The 23316-nt window shown below is 42.5% G+C and carries 21 protein-coding genes; 10 read left to right on the forward strand and 11 right to left on the reverse strand.

All coding sequences use genetic code 11. From position 1 onward, the window contains the following. Positions 1-51 precede the first annotated feature (51 nt). Both IKL48_05395 and IKL48_05400 read left to right on the forward strand, forming a co-directional pair. Positions 52-1749 carry a TldD/PmbA family protein gene (locus IKL48_05395; GenBank protein MBR3604085.1) on the forward strand — a complete coding sequence of 566 codons (1698 nt, stop codon included), beginning with the start codon at positions 52-54 and terminating at the stop codon, positions 1747-1749. Next, on the forward strand, positions 1750-3420 hold the full coding sequence (locus tag IKL48_05400) for a hypothetical protein (GenBank protein MBR3604086.1): 1671 nt from the start codon (positions 1750-1752) through the stop codon (positions 3418-3420). Positions 3421-3446: 26 nt separating this feature from the next. Here IKL48_05400 and IKL48_05405 read toward each other — a convergent pair whose 3' ends face one another. The 6 genes from IKL48_05405 to IKL48_05430 all read right to left on the reverse strand — a co-directional run bounded on the left by IKL48_05405 (position 3447) and on the right by IKL48_05430 (position 8421). Further along, positions 3447-4406, reverse strand: a complete 960-nt coding sequence (locus IKL48_05405; protein ID MBR3604087.1) for a tetratricopeptide repeat protein — start codon at positions 4404-4406, stop codon at positions 3447-3449. Next, a complete protein-coding gene (locus tag IKL48_05410; GenBank protein MBR3604088.1) occupies positions 4390-5343 on the reverse strand; it encodes a patatin-like phospholipase family protein in 954 nt (317 codons plus the stop codon). Before IKL48_05410 ends, IKL48_05405 begins: the two co-directional genes overlap by 17 nt. 13 nt (positions 5344-5356) lie before the next feature. Next, entirely contained in the window at positions 5357-6658 is a 1302-nt protein-coding gene (locus tag IKL48_05415) for a TolC family protein (protein MBR3604089.1), read from the reverse strand. Positions 6659-6667: 9 nt separating this feature from the next. Continuing rightward, positions 6668-7042, reverse strand: coding sequence for a HAMP domain-containing protein (locus tag IKL48_05420; protein ID MBR3604090.1), 375 nt, complete (start codon positions 7040-7042; stop codon positions 6668-6670). 96 nt (positions 7043-7138) lie between these two features. Continuing rightward, positions 7139-7846, reverse strand: coding sequence for a hypothetical protein (locus IKL48_05425; GenBank protein MBR3604091.1), 708 nt, complete (start codon positions 7844-7846; stop codon positions 7139-7141). A 14-nt stretch (positions 7847-7860) separates the two neighbouring features. Beyond that, a complete protein-coding gene (locus IKL48_05430; GenBank protein ID MBR3604092.1) occupies positions 7861-8421 on the reverse strand; it encodes a hypothetical protein in 561 nt (186 codons plus the stop codon). Between the two features lie 491 nt (positions 8422-8912). Between IKL48_05430 and IKL48_05435 the strand changes: the two genes are divergently transcribed. Next, positions 8913-9098 (forward strand): hypothetical protein, encoded by a 186-nt coding sequence (locus tag IKL48_05435; GenBank protein ID MBR3604093.1) that lies wholly within the window; start codon positions 8913-8915, stop codon positions 9096-9098. A gap of 1527 nt (positions 9099-10625) precedes the next feature. On the opposite strand, the gene IKL48_05440 is transcribed toward IKL48_05435, so the two are convergent. After that, positions 10626-11372, reverse strand: coding sequence for a trypsin-like peptidase domain-containing protein (locus tag IKL48_05440; protein ID MBR3604094.1), 747 nt, complete (start codon positions 11370-11372; stop codon positions 10626-10628). Positions 11373-11471: 99 nt separating this feature from the next. On the opposite strand from IKL48_05440, the gene IKL48_05445 reads away from it, so the two are divergent. After that, the gene (locus tag IKL48_05445; GenBank protein ID MBR3604095.1) at positions 11472-11942 is read left to right on the forward strand and encodes a transcription elongation factor GreA; all 471 of its coding nucleotides are present in this window, start codon (positions 11472-11474) and stop codon (positions 11940-11942) included. A gap of 57 nt (positions 11943-11999) precedes the next feature. Here the strand turns inward: IKL48_05445 and IKL48_05450 are convergent, their stop codons facing one another. Together IKL48_05450 and IKL48_05455 are read right to left on the reverse strand one after the other, a co-directional pair. Next, entirely contained in the window at positions 12000-13625 is a 1626-nt protein-coding gene (locus IKL48_05450) for a DUF1957 domain-containing protein (GenBank protein ID MBR3604096.1), read from the reverse strand. Between the two features lie 2 nt (positions 13626-13627). Further along, entirely contained in the window at positions 13628-14524 is an 897-nt protein-coding gene (locus IKL48_05455; GenBank protein ID MBR3604097.1) for a DUF4912 domain-containing protein, read from the reverse strand. A gap of 223 nt (positions 14525-14747) precedes the next feature. Here IKL48_05455 and IKL48_05460 point away from each other — a divergent pair, with 223 nt between their 5' ends. From IKL48_05460 to nth, 6 genes are all read left to right on the forward strand, one after another. Then, a complete protein-coding gene (locus IKL48_05460) occupies positions 14748-15785 on the forward strand; it encodes an alcohol dehydrogenase catalytic domain-containing protein (GenBank protein ID MBR3604098.1) in 1038 nt (345 codons plus the stop codon). 9 nt (positions 15786-15794) lie between these two features. Further along, on the forward strand, positions 15795-16985 hold the full coding sequence (locus IKL48_05465) for a glycine C-acetyltransferase (GenBank protein MBR3604099.1): 1191 nt from the start codon (positions 15795-15797) through the stop codon (positions 16983-16985). Between the two features lie 110 nt (positions 16986-17095). Next, positions 17096-17998, forward strand: a complete 903-nt coding sequence (locus tag IKL48_05470; protein MBR3604100.1) for a zinc ABC transporter substrate-binding protein — start codon at positions 17096-17098, stop codon at positions 17996-17998. Further along, positions 17983-18822 (forward strand): metal ABC transporter ATP-binding protein, encoded by an 840-nt coding sequence (locus IKL48_05475; GenBank protein MBR3604101.1) that lies wholly within the window; start codon positions 17983-17985, stop codon positions 18820-18822. Before IKL48_05470 ends, IKL48_05475 begins: the two co-directional genes overlap by 16 nt. Continuing rightward, positions 18812-19651, forward strand: a complete 840-nt coding sequence (locus IKL48_05480) for a metal ABC transporter permease (GenBank protein ID MBR3604102.1) — start codon at positions 18812-18814, stop codon at positions 19649-19651. The genes IKL48_05475 and IKL48_05480 overlap by 11 nt, the downstream gene beginning before the upstream one ends. Continuing rightward, positions 19641-20279: an endonuclease III gene (nth, locus tag IKL48_05485; protein MBR3604103.1), complete on the forward strand. Its 639-nt coding sequence runs from the start codon at positions 19641-19643 to the stop codon at positions 20277-20279. Before IKL48_05480 ends, nth begins: the two co-directional genes overlap by 11 nt. Before the next feature lie 57 nt (positions 20280-20336). Here nth and IKL48_05490 read toward each other — a convergent pair whose 3' ends face one another. Both IKL48_05490 and IKL48_05495 read right to left on the reverse strand, forming a co-directional pair. After that, positions 20337-21503 carry a sodium ion-translocating decarboxylase subunit beta gene (locus tag IKL48_05490; protein ID MBR3604104.1) on the reverse strand — a complete coding sequence of 389 codons (1167 nt, stop codon included), beginning with the start codon at positions 21501-21503 and terminating at the stop codon, positions 20337-20339. A 12-nt stretch (positions 21504-21515) separates the two neighbouring features. After that, positions 21516-23306, reverse strand: a complete 1791-nt coding sequence (locus IKL48_05495) for a hypothetical protein (GenBank protein MBR3604105.1) — start codon at positions 23304-23306, stop codon at positions 21516-21518. Between the last annotated feature and the right edge of the window lie 10 nt (positions 23307-23316).

Raw genomic sequence — 23316 nt, forward strand, 5'->3', positions numbered from 1 at the left:
GGAAAAACAAAAAGAGAAAATTACTATAATGAAAATTGGAGGAACTGTATTATGAAGAAAATATTATTGTTTTTCATTCTTTTTACAACCGTAGTCGTACATGCGCAAGAAAATTGTGATTTAACAAATCAACTTCCCTTGCAATTAATGCAACAGGAATTAAAGAGAAATTTTAAAGTACTAAAAAAGCAAAATCCGCCCATTTATTATATGGTCTATACCTATACAAACGGAGAGGAAATTTATATCAATGCCAGCAATGGCGCCATTCAACAAGAAGTGGTCAAACCGGTGTCAGATATAGAGGTGTCACTTCGGGTTGGAAGCCCTCAAACTGACAACACCCACTCTTTAAGAGGGGAGGACAATGTGGCTTATGATCTGGCATTGGAAAAAACAGGTTTGCTCTCTGAAGATAATACGGAAGATTTTCTGCATAGTTTGTGGAGACGTACGCATTACTTGGTCAAAACAGCACAAGAAGATTATATCCGCGTTAAAACAAATGTCCGTTCTCGGGCAGAGAATAAAGACAAGTCTGCTGATTTTGTATTTCCTCCGCAGAGTTTATATTGTCATGAAGAACCTTTGCAAACATTTGATTTAAATAAAATAAAAGCCTTGTTGACAGAGGCCTCTGCTTTAACTCTGCAAGAAGAAACAGTATTAAAATCTTCTTTTGTTTTTTCTGTAGAGCAAGGGCATCGCTATTTTGTTGATAGTCGCGGTAGTCGAATCAAAACGCCTTATTCTTATATTAGACTTATTTATTCTTTGTATGGATTAGGAAAAGACGGAGCAGAAATTGAACGCTTTAAAGATTATAATTTAAAATCTCCTCAGGATATACCCTCTTTTGAGAAGGTAAGCCAAGATATTGCTCGTTCCATTTCTGAATTAAAGGCTTTGTCTAAAGCACCGGAAGGAGAATCTGCCAATGTGCCTGTTATTTTAAAAGGTCGCGCGGCTGCAGTATTTGTGCATGAAGTTATGGGGCATCGTTTGGAGGGAGACCAATTGAAAGATGCTGAAGACGGGCAAACTTTGTCCGGTAAAGTAGGCCAACAAGTGATTTCTCCGCTTATTACCATTACCGCCGATCCTACCCTGAAAGAATTTAATCAAGAACCTTTACGCGGAGCGTACGAATATGATGATGAGGGAGTGAAAAGCAGACCGGTGGTTTTGGTTGAAAAGGGTGTTTTGCGTAATTTTATGATGCGTAGTTCTCCGATAGCAGGTTTTTCAGTTTCCAATGGACATGGAAGAAAAGAAAAAGGATTTAAGGCTGCTGCACGTATGAGTGTACTAAGAACTACGGCTTCGGAAACGGTAAACTATGATGAATTGGAAAAATTGCTTTTAGAGCAAATCCAAAAGCAAAATAAACCCTATGGTTTTATTGTGGAAGATTTGGGCGGCGGTTTTACTTTTACAGGGGCTTCTATGCCACAGAGTTTTAAGTTGGAAACAAAACTGGTGTATAAATTGTTTCCCGACGGAAGAAAGGAAGTGGTGCGCGGTTTAGACGTAATTGGCACACCGTTGGTAAGTTTTAACCGTATTATTGCAGCCGGAAATGACGACGCCATATTTAACGGCAGCTGCGGCAGTATATCCGGTTGGGTGCCTCAAACCAATATTTCTCCTAGCCTATTGTTTGAAAATATGGAGTTTCAAAAAGCACAAAAAAGTGCTTTTAAGCCGCCCGTGCTTCCGGCCCCGAATTTTAAAAAGGAGGGTAAATAAATGAAAAGAGTTATTTTGTTTCTGGCCTTTTTGATTTCCTTATCGCTTTCGGCCCATTCTTTGCCGGAACATGTATATTTTCAGGCGATGAATGATGAACTTATGCGTACCCAAAAACAGTTGCGGGTAAAAGGCAGTGCTTCTCCTTTTTTTATAGCGTACAAATTGAAAGAGGAACATAAACATCAAGTTTCTGCTTCGTTGGGCTCTGCTTTGCCGGAAAATGCCCCTACGAATCATCTATCAGCTTTGGTCTATATGTATACGGGCAAAGCGGCTAAAAACAGCTCCGGCTTTGTGCCGATGTTTCAATTTTCTAATAGCGGGCGGGAGTTTGCGGTAGAATTTGCGAAATATGTGCCTAAAAGTTATGAAGCCATCCGCAGGAAATTGTGGGAGTTAACAGATAAGGCCTATATTTTTGCATCTTCTGCTTATGATAAAAAAGAGGTTTATAAAAAAAGAAAAGGCTTACAGGATGAACTTCCTGATTTTAGTAAAGCACCTGTTTCTGCTTACCGGCAGGAAATACCTGATTTTGAGCCTTTGCCGGCAGATACACAGGCGGTGATTAATCAAATTTCCGCGCAAGGGAAAAAAATTCCTTATTTGGAGCGTTTTGTTGTTAGAAGAGAGCGGGTGCAAAACCGTTATTATTTTATAGATAGCGAAAAAGATTTTGCCCAATATTTTGTACCGCAAGACTACGTGCATGTGCAGGCCTTATTTCGCGGAAAAGAGGGGGATTTTCACAATATCTTTCGCAGTTATAATCTCTCTGATGACCCGCAACAACAAATAAAGCAAATGCAAGAGGCTGCCTCTGAAATATTGGCAGAAGTAGAAGCACAACACCAGGCAGTACGCGCCAAACAACCGTATGTGGGGCCTGTTTTATTTGAAAAGAAAGCAGCGGTGGATTTTTTCTTTTTCTTTTTTTATCCGTCTGCCCGTCACAGTAAGTCTCTTTTAAGAGCAGATGACCGAACAGACAACGAAGCAGGCTACTTCAAAGACCGTTTGGGTATGAGAGTGATGAGTGCTTTTTTTGATGTCTATGATAAGCCTCTTTTGTCTTATAAAGATGGAATTTATTTATCCGGATTTATGCCGGTAGATGATGAAGGAGTAGCTGCGGAAAATATACAACTGGTAAAAGATGGAAAGTTAATTGCTTTACCCACGATGAGAAGCCCCATGAAAGGACAAGAGAAAAACAATGGTCATGCCAGAGCCAATTATCATATGTTTCCCAGAGCCGGCCTGACAAATCTGTTGTTTGAGGCTAAAGAATCTTTATCTCAAGAGCAAATGCAAGAAAGACTGTTGCAGCGTTGTCGGGAATTGGAGTTGGAATATTGTTATATTATCCCCTCCTCTTTTGAATATTGGAGAGGGAAAGGGTTGCCGGAGTTAGTACAACGCATTTATACAAAAGACGGAAGAAAAGAAGCAGTAAACGGTTTAGAAATAGAAGGTCTTTCTGCCCGTAGTTTGAGAAGCATTTTGGCAGCAGGAAAAGAGTCGTATGTATTTGGCGATTTTTCAAAATATGAGATGGACGGAGCCAGCCCTATTTCCATTACTGCCCCTTCTATCTTGGTAGATGAAATAGAATTGGTGCCCGATATGAAAGTGCCCGATACTCCGCCTTCTGTTGATTTGCCATAATAAAACCCCGCCAATCGGCGGGGTTTTTAATTGAGTAAATGTTGGGCTACTCTGCGTGCAAAAGAATCGTTGTTGGAATTTTTGATTCTTTTGAGAAGTTCTAAGGCTTGTTGTTTTTTATTTAACTTCATCAAATTTAGATAAATTGTGAAAAGGGCTAGTTCGTTTTCCGGTTCTAGTTTTAGCACAGTTTGCGCCACTTTAAGAGAATCCTCATATTGTTTTTCTTGATAAAGCCATAATGCTTTAATACTTTTTAGTTCATTGCGCTGAGGAGCCAAAAAAATGGCTATTTCCAAATCCGACAAGGCATCTTGTGGCATAGAGAGGCCTTTGTATGCGCGCGCACTTAATAACCAATAGTCGGCTACAGAAGGTTCCTCCATTTTAGCCATGGTGATATGAATCAAAGCATCATCATAGTTGCGCTGTTTAGAAAAAGTGTATGCATATCTGGCGCGATTGATGGCGGGAGCTTGCGGATCTAGTTCAAAAAAACGGTCATAATATTCGCGTGCTTTGGAGTAAAACCCCATATCAATATAATTTTCCGCTTGGCCCGATAAAGCAATTAAATTATTCGGTTCTATTTTTAGGACTTGGTTATATAAATCAATAGATTGATCTGTTAAATCGGTCCGATGATAAAGTTCGGCGGCAGACAAAAGCAACGGAATATCTTTTTCGTGAAAGGCTAAGGCTTCTTTGTAGGTTTCCAATGCTTTTTCGGGCATGTCTAACTTTTCATAGGTTAAGCCTAGTAGACGATAGGCTCTTGCTTCACGTCGTTTGATGTTTTTTGTTTTATAAATATAGTCGGAAAGCAGAGCAACGGCTTGTTTATAATCTCCTTGATTATAAGTTTCGCGTGCTTGCACAAACTCTTGTCTGTCAGCGGGGCTGATGCCAAACAGTCCCGCTTGTGCAGGGGAAACTACCAAGAAAAAGAAAAAGAATAGATGAAAAAGTTTATTTTTTAAGTACATGGTCTATTGAAAATAACAGAAGATCTTCCTGTAAAATATTTAAATTTTTGTTGGCCGAGCGAATGCCAATCTCTCCGGCTTGATGCAGTTTATCTAATTCCAGCGTGCTGATACCCAATACTCTGTTTTGAATAACAAAATTTGCTTTTTGTGAGGCTTCTTCTATCATGGCGGCACCTCTCACATCTCCAATACGCAACAAATAGGCCGCCACCGTTTTAGGTACTTGAGAAGAAAAATCCAATGGAGTCACAGACGCAATAATATAATCTGCTCCTTTATTTTTTACCAAATTCACCGGCAAATAGTTTACTACCGCGCCGTCTACCAAATAGCGGTGTCTATACTCAACAGGGGCAAAAACACCCGGTAAGTTCATGCTGGCTCTGACGGCAATATCTAACGGACCGGAATCAAAAATCACCTGTTCTCCTGTTTTTACATCCATTGCTGCAGTGGCAAAAGGAATATCCAGATCCTCAAAACGCATGTGACCGATTTGGTTTTGGAAAAAGGATTGTAAATTTTGCGAAGAAGGAAGTTTTTGAAGAAAAAGGAATTTTATAACCCCCATGAGGTTGAAATCGGGTGTTATTTTGTCTATAGTTATATGTTGACCGATATTCCAAAGTTGTTCAGTAGGAAGGCCCGCTGCATACAAAGAGCCAATAACAGCCCCCATAGAAGTACCGGCCATCATATCAATGGGCATACCGGCATTATTAAGCACTTCCAGCACGCCCACATGAGCAAAGCCGCGTACGCCGCCGGCGGAAAGCGCAAGCCCTATTTTGGGCCGTTGGCTGGCAGGGACGGAGATAAATTCCTCCCATAAAAAATCACGCAAAATACCGTCATTTGTCACATCGGGTAATGCCCACAAGGAAGGTGACAAAGAGAAAAAAATCAAAAATAAAAACCAGCGTAATTTTTTCATGAAAAACAGTATTTTATAAATCTCTGCCGATGGCCCATTCCAAAGAAGCCTTAGATGTTAAATTATGCAAAATACTTTGGTAATAATCTTTTCCGCTGTGGAAATAAGCCTCCAACGCTTCCAGCGCGTTTAAATTTACACGAGAGGTTTGTTGATTTTGGGCCAAAAGTTTTTGTACTTCTTGCCAAGTATTTTGATGGATAGGGACTTCTTTTTGCCAAAAGAGAAAATTGGCATAGTTTTCTGCCACTTGTACGCGTATTTTATCTTCTATAGCAGCACGACGAAGGGTGCTTTGTTTTTGCTCAGCTTTTCGTTGAGATGTTTGAGAAGACACGTTGTAGGGGAGCGGTAATTTGACGGCTAAAGAAATTTGTTTGTTTTCATCGTCCAAGTTTTCGGCTCCCAAGCGCTCATAACTGCCGGTTAATACTAAATCCGGATAACGGTGCGATAAAGCCAAATCAATGGCCAAATTATCTAATTCCAACGCATAAATAGCTGTTTTTAATTCCGGTCTAAATTCCATAGACCATAAGTTAAGGGTGGCTAAATCCAATTTCATTTCTATGGGGGAAAAATCGCCCTTTACTTTTACCGGACTATTCAGTTCTTTGTTTAAACTGACCAACATGGACAGTTGGGCTTTTTGCAATTCATTGGTGGCAATATTTTTTAGAGAGAGCAGTTTGGATAAAGCATACTGCGCTTTGATTTTATCCCAAGAAGAAACATTTAATGAACGTGCAAAAGTCTGGGCTTTTAGGTCTACTTGATGAGATAATTCCAAAAGATATTGTGCATATAACAACTGAAAAAAAGATTTTTTAATGTCTAATACAACGGCATTTTTAACGGATTCATATTTGCTTTGAACCTGCTTTAAATTGGCTTCGGCCATTTTTAATGCGCCGCGTATTCGACCACCGGAGTAGAGATATTGTGTGCCGGTCACTCCTACACCAAAAAATTGATGTTTGTCTCCTGTTTCTAATGCGTCATTGTTGGGGATGAGGCGATTGGCCACCGATTCCGGCAAAACCATCGGATAGTCCAAGTCATACCAAGTGGCAGTGCCTTGTAAAGAAAATTGAGGCAAAAAAAGGAACTTGGCTTGTTTTACTTTTTGCTCAGCAACGATTACTTCCTGCTGCGCCAGCAAAAAGTCATTGTTATTTTCTAGTCCGATGCGAATGGCATTTTCCAGCGTTAATTCATCATTAATCAAGCTGGAAAAACGCAAGCCATATTCTTTTTGTGCAACTGCCGGCAAAGCCAAAAGCAGTGCCAAACATAAAAAAGTTAATTTTTTCATAAGTCCCCATTACTTCTTATTTTTATTGATTTCTTCTTCCACGCGGTCCATCATTTTGTTGAAATCGTCTTGCAACTCTGTAAATTGATCTCCTTTGCGCAAGCGGACTCGTTGACTAAAGTCTCCTTTGGCAATGGCTTTGCAGGTTTGTTCAAAACGATAAACAGGGCCGGCCATTCTGTGAGATAAAATGGCGGAAATTAAAATGACAAAAATGACATAGATAATAATTTTATAGATAAATCCGTATGCCAAAGAGGGAAAGTGATCGTATAACGGTTGCAGAAGAACGGGGTGTTGGTCAAAGATATCATTTAACGTAAACACCAATTCGAAGGACATAATCAAAAGTCCGGCCAAGACACTTAAGACAATTAAGGTCATGTAGCGGAATTGAAGATTTTTTTTAATAAAAATGGTTCTTCTTTTAAATTGAGTTTTCTGGGAGGGGGATTGCTGTGTTTGCATGATAGTCCTGAATTAGAAATTGGTGACGTAGCGCAGTTGTAAAATGCGTTCATTGTCGCTTCCTCTGCCGATCCGGCGAACGGCACCGGTTAAGGTTAAAGCCGGAGAAATGAAAATATTGGCACCTATGTTGAAGCGAGAGTCACGAATATTGTTAATATTATCCCATTCTGCCAGGAAAGAAAAATATTCTTTCAAATTCCAAGACATACCGGTGAAGGCGTAAATGTCGTGACGATCAAAATCAGATAAATTGGCCCCCAAAGAAAAATTTAAGCCGGGTGTAAAAAGTTCACGAGTTAAGGTGATATATCCGCCCTTGCGGTCATCTAAATAGTCTTTGGTTTTTTTGTTATAACCATAACGGCGGCCATCATATCCGATAGCAACAGCCGGCAAATACAAACTGCCGTCAAATACTTTCCATTTTACTTGAAAATCAGGATCTAGTACTTTGATATCATCGGAACTGCCCACCAATTCATAAACGGCCAAAGATACACCGATATTAACTTGTGGTATGACCCCAAAATCCAAACTTTCCATAATGGTTCCGTTGGCATAGGAGCGTGTTAACAAAGACGCTTGATATTTATCCAACACATTGGCGGTAGGTACGTCTAAAAGCAAGGTTTCGGGAGATAAAATATCAGACTCTTGTGCAAAAATTCCAAAGGGAAATAATAAACAAACGGCTAAAAGTAAAGATTTTTTCAGCATGTTTTAGTTCTCTCCTATAACCAAATGCGAGGGTCTTTTTGTTCCGGTTTTTGAATATAACGGACATTGTGTAAGAAGATAAATTCTCTGGCGGCCATAAAATCATTGCGGTCGCGAGGGAATTCTAACTCCACAATGCCTTCGTCCATACGGGAGGTGTCATAGACTATCCCTTTTTGCCAGCGATCCAACTTAGCGATGTCTTTGTCTTGTGTGCGCGGATTATGATAATTGCGAAGGACTACTTCCCCTTTGAGTAGTTGTCCGCCGGAAACGGGGGATGTTTTTTCAATAATATCTGAGGAAAAAATAGTTTTTCCTTCGCAAGGTCCGTTTAAAAAGGTCACTTTAAAGCGCGGGTCATTTTGGGTTGGTTTGCGGTTGATGCGAGCCAAAGAATAAGTGGAATAAGGCTTTCCTTCATTGAGACAAGAGGCAAACACATTGTCTCGGAAGTTGCGTTCATAAGAATCGGCACTGCTTTGCCTGTTGTAAGGGGTTTCATCCTTTTTTTCTTGATGACAGGCAACTGTGAAAGCAATTACAAAAAGCAAAGGTAAAATAATTTTTTTCATAAAATCTCCATATCCATACATAGAATAAAAACAACAGGTACAAAGACCCTTATTTTCAGTATAACTGTTTTGCTTCTCTTTTGACAAGATTTTTTAGAACGCGCGGGCGCATTGCGCGCGTGGTCACCAAAACACCCGCCTCTTTCGGGGCGGGTGTTAGACAGTTTAATGAAGGGAGTAATTTGAGGTGATAGTTAGAAGAATTCTTTCCATAAGGCTCCATCTTGTCCGGCGTCTAAAGGGTCTAAAGAGTCTAAAGCAGCTCCCAACAGATCACCGGAAAGGATACTATGCGCTTCTAAGGTTTCAGGTGTGTTTTGTTTGTTTTCATACACTTCTTTCATTCTGCTTAAAATTTGCCGATGAAGCATGTCTCCTCTTGTTTCCAGATCAGTAGATCCGTCGTCATTTAATATTCCATGATTTTCAGTATCATCGTAGACAACGAGGGACGGATTTAATACATCTGACATAGCCACGACCTCTGATACTTGAGGAACAAAATAAACAAATTCCGGTTTTTCAGCATTTTGTTGTTTCAGAGCAAGCATATCTTCTTTATTATAAGGGACATACTTAAAAAATCCTCTCAACTCCTCCTTGCTTTTTTCTACCTGCTTTCCTTCTTGTTCTTTTTGTGCCAGAAATTCATCTATCATCGTGCTGCTATGGCCTAAGGGGTCCCCGTAATATTCCATGCCCGAATATAATACGGTATATTTAAGTTCGGGGTTTCCTCCTAAATCTTTGGCTCCCACCCAATAGCAGGTTTCTCCATTAGAACAACCTTGTCTCTCCAATACAAAGTCAATCATCTCTTGGGTGGTCTCATCGAGAGATTGTTGTTCCAGCAATTTTTGAAACGGGTTATCTTTTGTATGGCCCAACAAAACCATCATATTTAAAGGTTGGGCATCAAAAGCCGCTTCTTTTTCAGGGGTATCTATTTGTAGAGTTTCTTTTAACGCTTGAATTTTCTCTTTGCCTGCTTTTCTAGCATCATCCTCCGTATCAGGAGGCAAACACTGTCCCGTTGTATTTTCTTTTGTTCTGTATAAAGAAGAAGATACATTACCGGAAGATCCATTATCGGAACAAGAGGCATAAATAGTCTTTTCGACTAAATTGTCAAATTCTTTGTCTTGAGCTTTTTCTCTTAACGATTCCCAATTTTTGTCTTCAACTGCTTGTGCTACGCGGTCTTCATTTTGCTGTTGGTAGGCGTTGGCTTTTTCTTCAAAATCTCTTAATTGTTGGCCCGACAAAATTTTTCTGGCGGCTTGGATATAACTATCCTTAACATTTTGAAGGGTAGAACCGGGAGATAAAATGTCAAAGAGAGGGTTTGTGTTCCCTCCGAGTCCAAATTCCCATTCAGAGGTGGAAACATTGGCAGATTTTCCTTTTTTGTAGGTGCTGCCTTGCTTGTGGGTATCTTTTCCTAAGCCGGACGAGGCAGAAGCCAACAGGTAATCTTTTTCCTGCGGGGCAGCTTTCGGAGTAGCGATATCGTCACTTCCTGTAAAAAAGCTCTTAATCGGCTTCCACAAACGAGCCCATTTAGAGTCTGGGATAGCCGGATCAGACGTCTGGGCAGATTTAGCGGCATAGCGTGCGGCCCGCTCTTGGCGGATATGACGTTCGTAGGCATTGTCTCTTAAACTGACTTCGTGCATACCCGGATCGGCAGATTCAGGGACGGTTTGCCGCACTAAAATCCATTCACCGTCTTTATCGATGAAGCCGGTTTCAGTATATTCGTAGTCAGTATCTACTTCGGTGCTGTAGTCGAAATTTTTTCCTTCTTCGCCCTCTTTTAGAAAAGCATATTTTTGTTGTTCTTCTGAAGTTAAAGAGGCCAACATTTCATCATTTACTTCTCTTTGAGGGAGGGGAGCATTTTTTTGTGAATCTCGCTTAAATAAAGCATACACTTTTTTCACCAAACCACTTAAGGGATTAGAGGTGAAAATTTGCGGGGTTGCTTTTTTCCTATTTATGCTTTCAGAAGCAGCGTTATCCAACAAGGGAAGTAGTAAAAAAAGCAAAATAGCAGTGCTTAAAGCGATAATAATGATTTTTCCGGCGGTTTTCGCCTTTTGTTTGTTAAGCATAAAGACCTCTCAACGTGGGAGTTATAAGTAAAGTGTATCCATTTTCCTTATCATAAATCAAGGACCTTTAGACCTATAGTTCAAATAGGACTATTCGTCTTTTTGAAAAGGACGGCACAGAATATTCCATGCTTTGGCAGTATGATTGGAAAATTTATTCCACCAAGAGGTTTCTTTGTTCGTGTCGGTTCCTGCAACGGGGGGAAAATAATTTTTGGCATTTAATAGCTTAATCAAATAGTTGGAAGGCACTGAAAAATTTAAGTTTTGGTTTCCCTCTCCCTTATAGCTGGAAAATGCAACTGAGATTACTGCACCTTCTTTGTTAAATACGGGGCTTCCGCTGGAGCTGGGGGAAATGGGTGCGCTGATTTGATGCCAAATAATACCATCAGATTTTTTGCGCACTTGGCTAATCAGACCGGAGGTGACGGTGTTTTGCAAACGGCGCGGATTACCGATAACGGTGATTTCTTCTCCCGGAAGGACATAATCGGAGTTGCCTAAAGAAACGGTGGGTAAATTTTTGCCTTCTATTTTAATAAGTGCCAAATCCACCTCTCCGGCTTGGACCAATTGTTTGGCTTCGCCCGATATGACACCTGTATTAAAAGTGACATTTAGGTACATGGCTCCTTCCACTACGTGCCGACTGGTGGCGATGACGCCGTCTTGCGTGACAACAAAACCTGTGCCGTTAAAGGTGGTGCCGTCTTTTTTGAGCACGTTTACAGCCACGATGGCAGGGGAGTTTTCCTCCGCTATTTCCACGTGGCTTTTGGCATAAATCGGCATGTATAAGACAATGGCGGTTATTACACAAAAAAGCAATCTCATGTAGTGATTATATAAATTTCATAAAAGATTGTAATGTTTTTATGCGGTTGCTTATTTTGTGCATAAATAGTACACTCTATATCTACAGGAGTGTGTTTTATGGAAAAATATTATGTAAGCCGTAAGAAGTACGAAGAACTTGTGCAGGAACTGAAAAATTTGAAAGATTTAAAAGCATCTCTTTCGGTGGAAATCGGTGAGGCTGCCGCTCAGGGGGATTTAAGAGAAAATGCCGAATATCATGCCGCCAAAGAAAAACAAGCCGAGACTTTGATTCGTATCCAAGAATTAGAAACCAAACTCAGAAATGCGGAAATTACCGATAATTTAGACGTTGACCATAGCGAAGCGCGCATCGGTGCTACTGTCACTATTAAAGATGAAGACGCCGATATTGAGTTTACTTATACTTTGGTAGGTTCTATGGAGTCTAACCCCGACAAAGGTTTGTTATCTGTGAAAAGTCCGTTAGCCTCTGGCGTATTGGGCCATAAAGAAGGTGATGAATTTGAAGCACAGTTGCCGCGCGGACCGAAGAAATATAGACTTGTGAAATTGGAATATAAATAAGTTATCCTTAATTTGACAAACACCCCCGCTTTTCGGCGGGGGTGTTTGTCTATATACTTATTTATACTGATTGAGCACTTTGTCTTTGGCCGCAGAAGAATAGACATTGTAGTCTATTTGCTGGAAGATAGAGTCTCTGGTTTCCAAGTTATAGACGTATCCTTCATCAATGCGGTTGTGTTTCACTTGCTCGTAAAGTTCGTTGAAGCGTTTGATATGGTCTTTAGTACGTTTGGTGGAATATTCTTTAGCCGTACCGGTAGTGACCAAGAACGCCCAGTCCGAAGATTGCATAAGCACCAATTCGCGCGCCATTTGATTTAACGTGCGTTTAAGCAAACCGTCTGCATTGGGGAAGCGGTTGGCATATTCGGTCATGCGTTCGGCGGCTTTGATGAGGTGGCGGTAAATCCAGTCATTGCCGGAGTTAAGCCATACATCATGATAGCCCTTATCGCCCCAAGAAGACATGGAAGGCTGTACCGTTTGGTTGGTGGGGTACATTTCCAAATATTCCATCGGGGTAATGAGTTTAATGTCAGTTTGATCGTAGTGAATTTTCTTAAATAAAAATTCCAAAAATTCAATACCTTCATACCACCAGTGACCGTACAGTTCCGCGTCATACATAGATACTACCAGCGGTTTGCGGTCCATAAGCGTGGACAAATATTCAATTTGTTTTTGGCGGTTGAACATAAAGTTCCCGGCGTGCTGAGCAGCCACTTCACGCGCTTCCTGCGGGTTGTAGGCGGCTTTTTGATTCAAAGGTACTTTGCCGGTAATTTTGCAGTATTTCATGCCGATATTGCGGCGTACGCCGTCGGAATGCAAATACGGTTTGATATAATCATAGTCCAAATCATAGCCTAAATCGCGGTAAAATTCACGATAGCGGGCATCACCGGGATAGCCGGATTCAGCACTCCATACTTGTTGGGCAGACTCCATATCGCGCGCAAAGGCGGCCACGCCGGTTTTCGGGCAGTATACAGGGGCATAGATGCCGTATTTCGGGCGCGGAGTACCATGCAAGACACCGTGTGATTCCATAAAGTAAAAGCGAATGCCTTCATCGCGCAAGAATTTATCGTCTCCGGGGTTGTAGGCACATTCACCCAACCAAATACCGCGAGGACTTTTGCCAAAGCGTAAGCGGTAGTCATTAGCGGCGATTTTTACTTGGGCATTGACGCTTTCTTTATGCACCATCAAAGGCAAATATCCGTGTGTAGCACCACAGGTAATGATTTCCAATTTGCCCATATCTTGGAATTTTTTAAAACCTTCCAATACGTGGCAATGGTACACGTTTTCAAAGAGGTGTTTGAAGCGGCGGAATTTGTCCAAATACATATGGGCGACGGCTTCAAATTCGGTTCCTTTAGTGCGTTCAATTTCTTTTTCAGAAAGTTCTAAACGTTGGTTTAAGTAATGTTGAAAACGGCTGATTAAAAGCGGGTCGCTCATCATATTGCACAAAGGCGGCGTGACGGACATTGTTAAGCGGAAATCTACCCCTTCGGCCGTCAAGTTTTCAAACACATTAAGCAAGGGAAGGTATGTTTCTACCATCGCTTCATAAAACCAGTCTTCTTCCAAAAAGTCAGGATATTCCGGATGTTTGATAAACGGTAAATGAGCATGTAAAACAAGTGCTAAATAACCTTTTTCTTGTCCCATAATTATTTCCCCTGTTCGCGCGCGGCTTTGATATGTACTTGACGCGTTTTGGTACCGGCTTTGTTAGAAGCCTTGATGGGCAAATCCAACACTGCGCCGGCAGGCAAGGCCTGACGCAAAGAGAATTTGCCGTTTTGTAATTGGATTTCTTTTCCGTTGATAGTGACAAAGGCATTCGGAGAAGCAGAACCGTATACGATAATTTCGCAATCGGCCTGCAACCAAATATCTTCATCTTCTTCGGTCTGTACGGCAGCCGGAACGGTATGCAAAGCAAAAGAAGACCAAGAACTCATAGCAGAAGAAGGTGCATTACCGGCTCCGGCCAGTTCGGTCAATCTCCAGCGTTGGTCAATTACTTGCATAAGTTCGCTGGCACCGATGCCAATGCGGTCTGCACCGGAAAGTTGCAACAACTTAATAAAATCGCCTTCCACACACATCCATCTGTCATCTACCAAGTCAGACACTTTGCCCGGAGGCAAGGTCATTTGGTTGCTGCGAGTAAGTAAAATAAATTGCCCTTGCGCAGTGATATAACCTAAATCAGCGATATAACTATGTCCCGGCTGAGGGGCATGAATATACCAACTGCCGGCTTCAAAAATAACGTTCATGTCATAATAAGCGCGGGAGTTGGTGCCATCAAAATATTCCACTCCGGTGACATCGTGCAAACGGATAACGGCGCGAGATTGGTCAATTACTTGATGCCCGTATTGAGCGCGCACATAATCAAAAGTTTCGTGCGTAATTTCCCAGAACAAAAACAACCAAGAAGGATCCTTCGGTAATAAATAACTTTCCGTAGTACCGTATCCGCTCGGGATATCACCCAATTCTTCCGGTACGGTGGGCCGCACTTGATGAAATGCAGCAGAAGATAAATTTTTCTCCATATCAAACCTCAACCTATATAATATTTATTATGTTCTATTCTATTTTACCATTTTTGGAGGGTTTATAGGATGTTTTTGGACCTAATAAAAACTAGGACCGCAAAAGGATATTTGTATTTTGCCAAACTTCTGCAAACAATCGCGTAAAATTTATGGCAAAAGATAAAAATTTATGTAGAATAAAATCAGCGGGTTCTTTGTGATGAACCTTAGGAGGAAAATCATGAAAGCTCTTTGCAAAACTCAACCTGCCAAAGGTGCGCAGTATATTGATGTAGACATTCCTAAAATAGCCAAAGATGAATTATTGGTAAAAATTTATAAAACTTCTATTTGTGGTAGCGATATCCCCGTTTATAATTACACGGGCTGGGCTCCGCAACGCATTCCTATTCCGTTTATATTCGGACATGAATTATGCGGAACCGTAGTGGAAGTGGGCGAAGCGGCACACGGATTTAAAAAAGGAGATTTTATCTCTATTGAGTCACACGTCTGGTGTGGCTATTGTGACCAATGTCGCAGTAATCACCGCGACGTATGTGCCAACAACAAAACTATCGGGCTGGACCGTCCCGGCGGTTTTGCCGAATATGCTGCCATTCCGGCCAGATGCGGGTGGAAACACAAAGACGATTCTTTAAAAGATATTGCTTCTATTATGGAACCGTTGGGCAATGCCGTATATGCCACGTTAGCCAATGATGTAGCAGGCAAGGTGGTGCTAATTACCGGTTTAGGAGCGCAAGGTTTATTCTCTGCCAATGTAGCCAAAGCCTGCGGTGCGGCTAAAGTAATCGGTACGGAAACTTCCGCTTTCCGCAAAAAATTAGCCGAGCAAATGGGAGTAGATGTGGTCATTGACCCCAGCGAATCCAATGCTTTGGAGAAAATCTTGAAGGCTTCCGGCGAAAACAGAGGGGTGGATATCGTGATTGAAATGTCTGGTCACCCTGCCGGCATTGATTTGGCTTTGCATGCCATTAAACCGGCCGGTCACTTTGTGGCTTTCGGTTTACCCGGTGCTCCGATTACTATTGATTATTCCAACTTAATCGTTTTCAAAGGAGTGCAGATACAAGGGTTGACGGGTCGTCAGATTTATGACAGCTGGACCACGATGGATGCCCTGCTTCGCAGCGGCAAAATTGATCCGCGCCCCGTCATTACTCATGAATTTGAAATGAAAGATTTTGAAAAGGCTTTCGCCGCTATGATGGACCCGGAAAGAAAATGCGGCAAAGTAATTATGATCCCGTAAGGAGAAAATATGAACGAAAAATTTAATTTTTTGGACGAAGAAATTTCTAATTTAAAAGCAGAAAATCGGTTAATCAAACTACATATTTTAGAGTCGGAGCAGGCCCCCGTAGCCACGATTGACGGCAAAAAAGTGGTCAACTTAACCTCCAACAACTACCTCAGTTTAACCACGCATCCGAAAGTAAAACAAGCCGCCATCGAAGCAGTGGAAAAATACGGCATCGGTACGGCTGCCGTACGTACTATTATCGGTACGATGACGATGCATGAAGAATTGGAAAGACGCTTGGCCGCATTTAAATCAACGGAAGCGGCTTTACTTACCCAATCTGGTTTTACTGCTAATACGGCCACTTGCCAATGTTTGATGACCAGCCCGGAAGACGTGTTAATTTCTGATGAATTAAATCATGCTTCTATTATTGACGGCGGCCGCTTGGCAAAGGCTAAAAAGAAAGTCTACCGCCATAGCGACATGGCTCATTTAAAAGAAATTTTGGAAAGTGATGAGGTAAAGCATGCCCGTCGCAAACTGTTGGTGACGGACGGGGTGTTTAGCATGGACGGAGACGTTTGTAATTTGCCCGATATTGTGGAACTGTGTGATAAACACGGTGTAATTACCATGATTGACGATGCTCACGCTTCCGGCGTACTCGGAGAGCATGGACACGGAACAGTGGAACATTTTAAAATGCAGGGAAAAGTGGATATCCAAATCGGTACTTTGTCTAAAGCCTTTGCTGCCGTTGGCGGATATGTGGCGGGCCCGCAGAAATTACGTGATTATATGATTTCTACTGCTCGTCCGTTCTTATTTTCCAGCTCTCAGCCACCCTCTGTGATTGCCACTTGTCTGGCGGGATTAGACGTTATTGAAAACGAACCCGAACGTTTGAAAAAATTGTGGGAAAATACCCGTTATTTCAAAGAGGCTTTGACGAAAGCCGGCTTTGATACCGGAAATAGCGAAACACCGGTCACCCCCGTTATGGTAGGAGATAGTGCCAAAGCGCAGGAATTGAGCAGACGTTTGTTTGATGAAGGGGTCTTTGCTTTGGCTATCGTATTTCCGACTGTACCGCGCGGCAAAGAACGCTTGCGTACGATTGTGACGGCCGGACACACGAAAGAAGATCTGGAGTTTGCCGTTGAGAAATTTACCAAAATCGGCAAAGAAATGGGTCTGATTAAATAAGTAAATTTATAAGTGGATAAAGGAGTACAAAGATTTTTCTTTGTACTCCTTTTCTTTATTTCTAAAAATACATTCAAAATGATAAAATAAGCGTATATTTAGGAGAGGGTATGAAGAAAGGAATATATGCTTTTTTATTAATTGTGCTACTGATTGTCTTCGGAATATGGTGGTTTGCTGTCGGAGAAAAAACGCAGCTCATCGTTGCACCAAGTCATCAAAAATTAAAAGTAGTAGCTTCCGGCTATGTGCCTTATGATTTAGCGCGCCAAATAGGAGGCGATAGGATAGAACTGTCCCAACTCATTGCTGCCGGTACGGAGCCGCATCATTTTGAGCCGACGCCGGGCGATATTATCAAAGTAAATCATAGCGATTTGTTTATCTATGTTTCCAAAGAGTTAGAGCCTTGGACACAAGATATTTTAAAAGGTATGCCGAGTGTGTCTTTTGTAGAGAGCGGTCCTTTGTTTGAAGGAGAAGATCCTCACGTATGGATGACACCGTACGGTGCTTTATCCATGTCTGAATCAATTTTGGAGGCTTTGATAAGAAAGGATCCCAAAAATAAATCTTATTACAAAAAGAATTTTAAGAATTTTGAAGAACAAATCCAATCTCTGCATGCTGCCTTTAAACAAGGTCTTTCCTCTTGCCAGAGTCGGGAGATGATACATATCGGCCATTTGGCTTTTGCTGCATTGGCAAAGGATTATGGCCTTAATTTACATGCTTTGACAGGCACTTCTCATCAAAGCGAACATTCTGTGCGTAAATTGGCCGGTTTAATCAAATTGATTAAAAAAAATCAAGTAGGGGCCGTTTTTACCGAAGAGATGCTTTCGTCGGATTTGGCAAATACCGTTTCTTTGGAAACGGGTGTACAAATTTTACCGCTTTATACCGTTCATGCTGTAAGTAAAGAAGATTTTTCTCAACAAAAAACATATTTGGAGTTCATGAATCAAAATTTAACAAATCTGCAAACGGGGTTAAGATGTCAAGCGTTATAGAAATCAAAGATTTGTCCTTTCGCTATAGCCATGCTTGGGTGTTGGAAAATATTTCGGCCGATATTCAATCCGGTGATTATGTAGGTATTATCGGTCCCAACGGAGGCGGAAAAACCACCCTGCTGAAATTAATTTTAGGATTAGAAAAAGGGAAAGGCAAGATAAAACTTTTTGGTACGGAAATAGAACGATTTTCCGATTGGAAAAAAGTGGGATATTTGGCGCAAAAAAGCCCCATAGCGCAGGCGCGTTTCCCTATTTCAGTAGAAGAAGTGGTGCTGATGGGATTATGTTATGACGGAAAACATAAAGAGGCTACCGCCGATAATTTAAAGCAGGTTTATCAGGCATTGTCTATGACACATACGCTTGATTTGGCAAAGCGGATTTTTGGTCATTTATCCATTGGCCAACAGCAACGGGTTTTGTTGGCACGTGCTTTGGTTAGTAAACCGAAACTTTTGATTTTAGATGAACCTTCTGCCGCTTTAGATGTAGATAGTCGGGATTTATTTTTTGGATTATTGGGTGAGTTAAATCAAAATTATCATGTCACTATTTTGCTTATTACCCATGATACCAGTGAAGTAGGAAAATATATCTCTAAGTTTATGTACATAGATAAAGAATTGGTCTTTTTAGGAGATAAAGAGCAATTTTGCCAATCTCAAAAAGTGGCCGAAAGACTGGGCCGCTTTGCTCAGCATACCATTGACCATTTGCACAATCAGGGGCATTGTCCGTTGGGGTGCGACTGTGCCCACTCGCAGGAGCCGGCACATCATCAAGCCCAACACGGGGCGGAGGCTTTGCATGTTAAGTGAGTTTATTAGTTATGGCTTTGTACAACGCGGGCTTTTGGCCGGCTCCTTGGTGGCGGTGGTATGTGCAATACTAGGGGTGTTTTTAGTATTGAAAAGACTCTCTTTAATCGGTGATGGTCTGAGCCATGTCTGCCTGACGGGAGTGGCATTGGGTCTTTTGACGCAAAACAATCCTTTATATATGTCTATACCGGTGGTTTTGTTGTCTTCTTTGGGCATTGTAAAGATTATGGATAAGGTTAAAGTGTATGGTGATGCGGCTATCGGTATTGTCAGCGCGGTTGGGTTGGCGGTGGGAGTGATGATTACTGCGCAGGCCGGTGGATTTAATGCTGATTTATTTGGTTTTTTATTCGGCAGTATTTTAACGGTTGGTAAGACGGAAGTTTTTTTATGTGCGGTGCTGCTGGTATTGTTGTTATTATTCTTATTGTTTTTTTATCGGGATTTGATTGCCGCCTGTTTTGATGAATCTTTCGCTCACACACGAGGCATTTGCGTTAAACATTTAAATATGGTGCTGATTTTATTCACCTCCGTAGCGGTGGTGTTGGCCTTTAAAGTGGTAGGGATATTTTTGATTTCTGCATTGATTATTTTGCCGCCTGTTTCTGCATTAATGTTGGCCAGAACCTTTAAGCAAGTGTTGATATGCTCGGTGGGGGTGGCTTTGTTAAGCGTGTGGAGTGGAGTATATTTGTCTTTTGTTTTTAATATTCCGTCAGGTGCTACCATTATTTTGATAAATTTATTCTTTTTGGTGTTAAGTTTTATATATTCCAAATTAACAGCGATATTTGGAAAAGCGGGAGAACAAAATGCTGATTAAAAAAACAGATTTGCCTCTGGTGCTGGCCGAACTTAAAAAATTATATCCCAAAGTCATCATTCCGCTTAAGCATAAAAACGCATGGGAACTGCTGATGGCGGTGATATTATCAGCTCAATGCACGGATGAACGTGTTAATCAAATTACGCCACATTTATTCAAAGCCTATCCTACTGCGCAAGACTTAGCCGCGGCAGATATTAAGGAGGTAGAAAAAATTATTCACTCGGCCGGTTTTTATCATAGCAAGGCTTTGTCTTTGATAGAAAGTTCTAAGCGTATTTGTGAAGTGTACGGGGGGGAAGTGCCTCAAAGCATGGCAGAACTTCTGACCCTGCGCGGTGTGGCGCGCAAGACGGCAAATGTGCTCTTAGGCGATTATTTTAATAAACCAGAAGGCGTAGTGGTGGATACTCATGTAAAAAGACTTTCTTTTCGTTTGGGTTTTACGCGCCAAACCGATCCTGTTAAAATAGAGCAGGATTTAATCAAATTAATTCCCAAAGATAAATGGCAATGGATTGGAATTGCGCTTATTTTACATGGCAGAAGTATCTGTCCGGCTCGCAAACCTAATTGTGAGGCTTGTTCGTTGAAGTTGTACTGTCCCAAAAATGCAGTGAAGTAAAGATTTTTAGTAAAAAACCCCCGCTGTAAAGCGGGGGTTTTGATTTTTAAAACTAACTTATTTGCCTAGCAAAGCCAACAATATACCGGCCGCTACGGCACTGCCGATTACACCGGCCACGTTCGGACCCATGGCGTGCATCAACAGATAATTGTTTTTGTCATATTCCAAACCGACTTTGTTGGAAACGCGGGCCGCCATCGGTACGGCAGAAACACCGGCAGAACCGATAAGCGGGTTGATTTTTGTTTTGCTGAAGCAGTTCATCAGTTTGGCCAACAACACGCCGGAAGCGGTGGCTGCAGAGAAGGCGATGATACCGAGCAACAAAATACCCAAAGTTTCCGTGACTAAGAAATGGTCGTATTGGAGTTTGGAACCTACAGACAAACCGAGCAAAATCGTCACGATATTGCAGAACTCGTTTTGCAAGGTTTTGGAAAGTCTTTCCGCTACGCCGGATTCTTTGATTAAATTGCCAAATGTCAACGCACCGATTAACGGAGCGGCAGAAGGCAATAAGAAAGCGCACAAGAGCAAAATTGCCAACGGGAAAAGGATTTTTTCGCGTTTGGACACAGGGCGCTGTTGCGTCATGCGGATTTTGCGTTCTTCCGGAGTGGTCAAAAGTTTCATGATGGGCGGTTGAATGACCGGCACCAAAGCCATGTAAGAATAGGCCGCTACCGCGATAGATCCCAGCAAATGAGGTGCCAGACGTGAGGTAAGGTAAATAGACGTCGGGCCGTCAGCACCGCCGATGATACCAATAGAGGCTGCTTCTTTTAGACCAAAGGCAAAGAGTTGTTTGTCGCCAACATAAATATACCCTAAGGCTACAGCACCGATGAGGGTGGCAAAGATACCAAACTGAGCCGCACCGCCCAAGAGGGCCATTTTCGGGTTGGCAATCAAAGGACCAAAGTCCGTCATCGCGCCCACTGCCATAAAGATAAACAACGGGAACAAGCCGGAATTGATACCAAAGTTAAACACAATGCCCAAGAACCCGTTCGGGCCGGCGATTTCTTCGCCGGCGAGCATGGGGATGTTGGCCAACAGGCCACCGAAAGCGATGGGAATTAACAAAAGCGGTTCAAACTGCTTTTTAATACCCAACCATAAGAGGAAACAACACACGGCAATCATGACGACTTGTTGCCAGCAAATCATGTAAAGACCGGTGGTTTGCCAGATTTGAGAAAATGCTTGCATTAAATCCATAGCAGGCCTCTCTTATTTGATTTCCGCCAAGGCATGACCGGTTTGCACCTGATCACCTTGTTTGACGAGGAAATGTACCGTTCCGGCAGCAGGAGCGCTGACAGGGGTTTCCATTTTCATGGCTTCAAGCACCAAGACTTCTTGGCCTTCGGATACGGTTTCACCGTCTTTAACGCTAAAGCGCAACACAGCACCCGGCATGGGAGCAGATAACGTGGCGCCGGCACCGGCAGCAGCCGGTTTGGCGGCTTGAGCATCAGCAGCGCCTACACCGATGGTGTAGCGTTTGCCGTTGACTACGGCCACATTGTCTCCTTCAAAAGATACATTGTAATCTTTGCCTTCTACGGTCACTTTGCAAGCATCGCAGTTAGCGGCAGCAGCGGCTTTGGCCTCTACTTTGCGTACGCCGTTTACTTTGGCTTCGCCTTTGAGGTACATTAAGCCTTTGTCACCGCAGGTAGCCACGATGAAAGCATTTTCTTCGTTGACGGGTAAGCCGGCTTCTTTGAGTTTTTCTTCCGCCACTTTGAGGCCTTTTTTCGGGTTGGCATCATTGAGTTCGAGCGGAGTTTTGGTGGTGGGTTCTAAGCCTAATTGCTCAGCAGCAATTTTGACCACGTTGGCATCCGGTTCCACCGGAGTTTTGCCAAAATAGCCCAAGACCATTTTGCCATAACCGTCGGTAATTTTCTTCCAGGGACCAAACATGACGTTGGCATAGGCTTGTTGGAAGTAGAACTGAGAAACGGGGGTGACGGAAGTGCCGAAACCACCCAATTTTACACATTCGCCCATCGCTTCTACTACTTGGGGGAATTTGTCAAAAGTACCGTTGTCGCGCATCATTTGCGTATTGGCAGTCAAAGCACCGCCCGGCAAGGGGGAGAACGGAATAATCGGGTTGACTTTGGTGGCCTCAGGCGGCAAGAAATAGTCTTTCATGCAGTCGCAGAACACATTTTCTGCTTCTTGAATTTTCTTAGGATCAATGTCTAAGGTATATTCGCTTCCGCGCAAAGCATGCCACATGGTCAAGATGTCCGGTTGGCAGGTGCCGCCGGAAACGGGCTGCATAGAGAGGTCCAAAGAATCGGCACCGTTTTCAATAGCAGCTAAACAGCAGGCAATAGCGTTGCCGGCGGTTTCGTGCGTATGGAAAACGATTTTGGTACCTTCGGGTAAAAGTTTGCGGGCCATGGCAATTGTGCGACCAACGGTCACCGGAGTAGAGGTGCCGGAAGCGTCTTTAAAGCACACAGAATCAAACGGTACACCGGCATCTAAAATGGAGCGCAATACTTTTTCGTAAAAAATTTCGTTATGGATTTGACCGGTGGTATCCCAGCCGGGAGCCAAAGACATCATGCTTACGCAGACTTCGTGTTTAAGGCCGGCTTCATGAATGCATTTACCGGAGTAGATGAGGTTGTTGACGTCGTTTAAAGCATCGAAGTTGCGAATAGTGGTGGTGCCATGTTTTTTGAAAAGTTGAGCATGGGCTTTGATTACATCGGAGGATTGGCTTTCTAAGCCTACTACGTTTACGCCGCGTGCCAAAGTTTGCAAGTTGGCATCGGGACCGGCGGTTTTGCGGAACGTGTCCATCATGTCAAAGGCGTTTTCATTGCAGTAGAAGTATAAAGCCTGAAAGCGCGCACTGCCGCCAAATTCTATGTGGTTGATGCCGGCATGTCTGGCAGCTTCCACGGCGGGCATAAAATCTTTGGTGAGTACGCGCGCACCATAGACAGATTGAAAGCCGTCACGGAACGCGGTGAGCATAAAATTAACTTTTTTCATATGTTTTCCT

This window comes from Elusimicrobiaceae bacterium, assembly GCA_017520185.1.
In the GTDB taxonomy this organism is placed as follows: Bacteria; Elusimicrobiota; Elusimicrobia; order Elusimicrobiales; family Elusimicrobiaceae; genus Avelusimicrobium.

Excerpts from the sequence above, each read along its gene's own strand:
- IKL48_05400 (MBR3604086.1), top strand. The coding sequence starts at position 1,750 with ATGAAAAGAGTTATTTTGTTTCTGGCCTTTTTGATTTCCTTATCGCTT.
- nth (MBR3604103.1), top strand. The coding sequence starts at position 19,641 with ATGCTGATTAAAAAAACAGATTTGCCTCTGGTGCTGGCCGAACTTAAA.
- IKL48_05425 (MBR3604091.1), bottom strand. The coding sequence starts at position 7,846 with ATGCTGAAAAAATCTTTACTTTTAGCCGTTTGTTTATTATTTCCCTTT.
- IKL48_05420 (MBR3604090.1), bottom strand. The coding sequence starts at position 7,042 with ATGACCTTAATTGTCTTAAGTGTCTTGGCCGGACTTTTGATTATGTCC.
- IKL48_05475 (MBR3604101.1), top strand. The coding sequence starts at position 17,983 with ATGTCAAGCGTTATAGAAATCAAAGATTTGTCCTTTCGCTATAGCCAT.
- IKL48_05465 (MBR3604099.1), top strand. The coding sequence starts at position 15,795 with ATGAACGAAAAATTTAATTTTTTGGACGAAGAAATTTCTAATTTAAAA.
- IKL48_05395 (MBR3604085.1), top strand. The coding sequence starts at position 52 with ATGAAGAAAATATTATTGTTTTTCATTCTTTTTACAACCGTAGTCGTA.
- IKL48_05460 (MBR3604098.1), top strand. The coding sequence starts at position 14,748 with ATGAAAGCTCTTTGCAAAACTCAACCTGCCAAAGGTGCGCAGTATATT.
- IKL48_05410 (MBR3604088.1), bottom strand. The coding sequence starts at position 5,343 with ATGAAAAAATTACGCTGGTTTTTATTTTTGATTTTTTTCTCTTTGTCA.
- IKL48_05430 (MBR3604092.1), bottom strand. The coding sequence starts at position 8,421 with ATGAAAAAAATTATTTTACCTTTGCTTTTTGTAATTGCTTTCACAGTT.
- IKL48_05440 (MBR3604094.1), bottom strand. The coding sequence starts at position 11,372 with ATGAGATTGCTTTTTTGTGTAATAACCGCCATTGTCTTATACATGCCG.
- IKL48_05495 (MBR3604105.1), bottom strand. The coding sequence starts at position 23,306 with ATGAAAAAAGTTAATTTTATGCTCACCGCGTTCCGTGACGGCTTTCAA.
- IKL48_05490 (MBR3604104.1), bottom strand. The coding sequence starts at position 21,503 with ATGGATTTAATGCAAGCATTTTCTCAAATCTGGCAAACCACCGGTCTT.
- IKL48_05480 (MBR3604102.1), top strand. The coding sequence starts at position 18,812 with ATGTTAAGTGAGTTTATTAGTTATGGCTTTGTACAACGCGGGCTTTTG.
- IKL48_05450 (MBR3604096.1), bottom strand. The coding sequence starts at position 13,625 with ATGGGACAAGAAAAAGGTTATTTAGCACTTGTTTTACATGCTCATTTA.
- IKL48_05405 (MBR3604087.1), bottom strand. The coding sequence starts at position 4,406 with ATGTACTTAAAAAATAAACTTTTTCATCTATTCTTTTTCTTTTTCTTG.
- IKL48_05445 (MBR3604095.1), top strand. The coding sequence starts at position 11,472 with ATGGAAAAATATTATGTAAGCCGTAAGAAGTACGAAGAACTTGTGCAG.
- IKL48_05455 (MBR3604097.1), bottom strand. The coding sequence starts at position 14,524 with ATGGAGAAAAATTTATCTTCTGCTGCATTTCATCAAGTGCGGCCCACC.
- IKL48_05415 (MBR3604089.1), bottom strand. The coding sequence starts at position 6,658 with ATGAAAAAATTAACTTTTTTATGTTTGGCACTGCTTTTGGCTTTGCCG.
- IKL48_05470 (MBR3604100.1), top strand. The coding sequence starts at position 17,096 with ATGAAGAAAGGAATATATGCTTTTTTATTAATTGTGCTACTGATTGTC.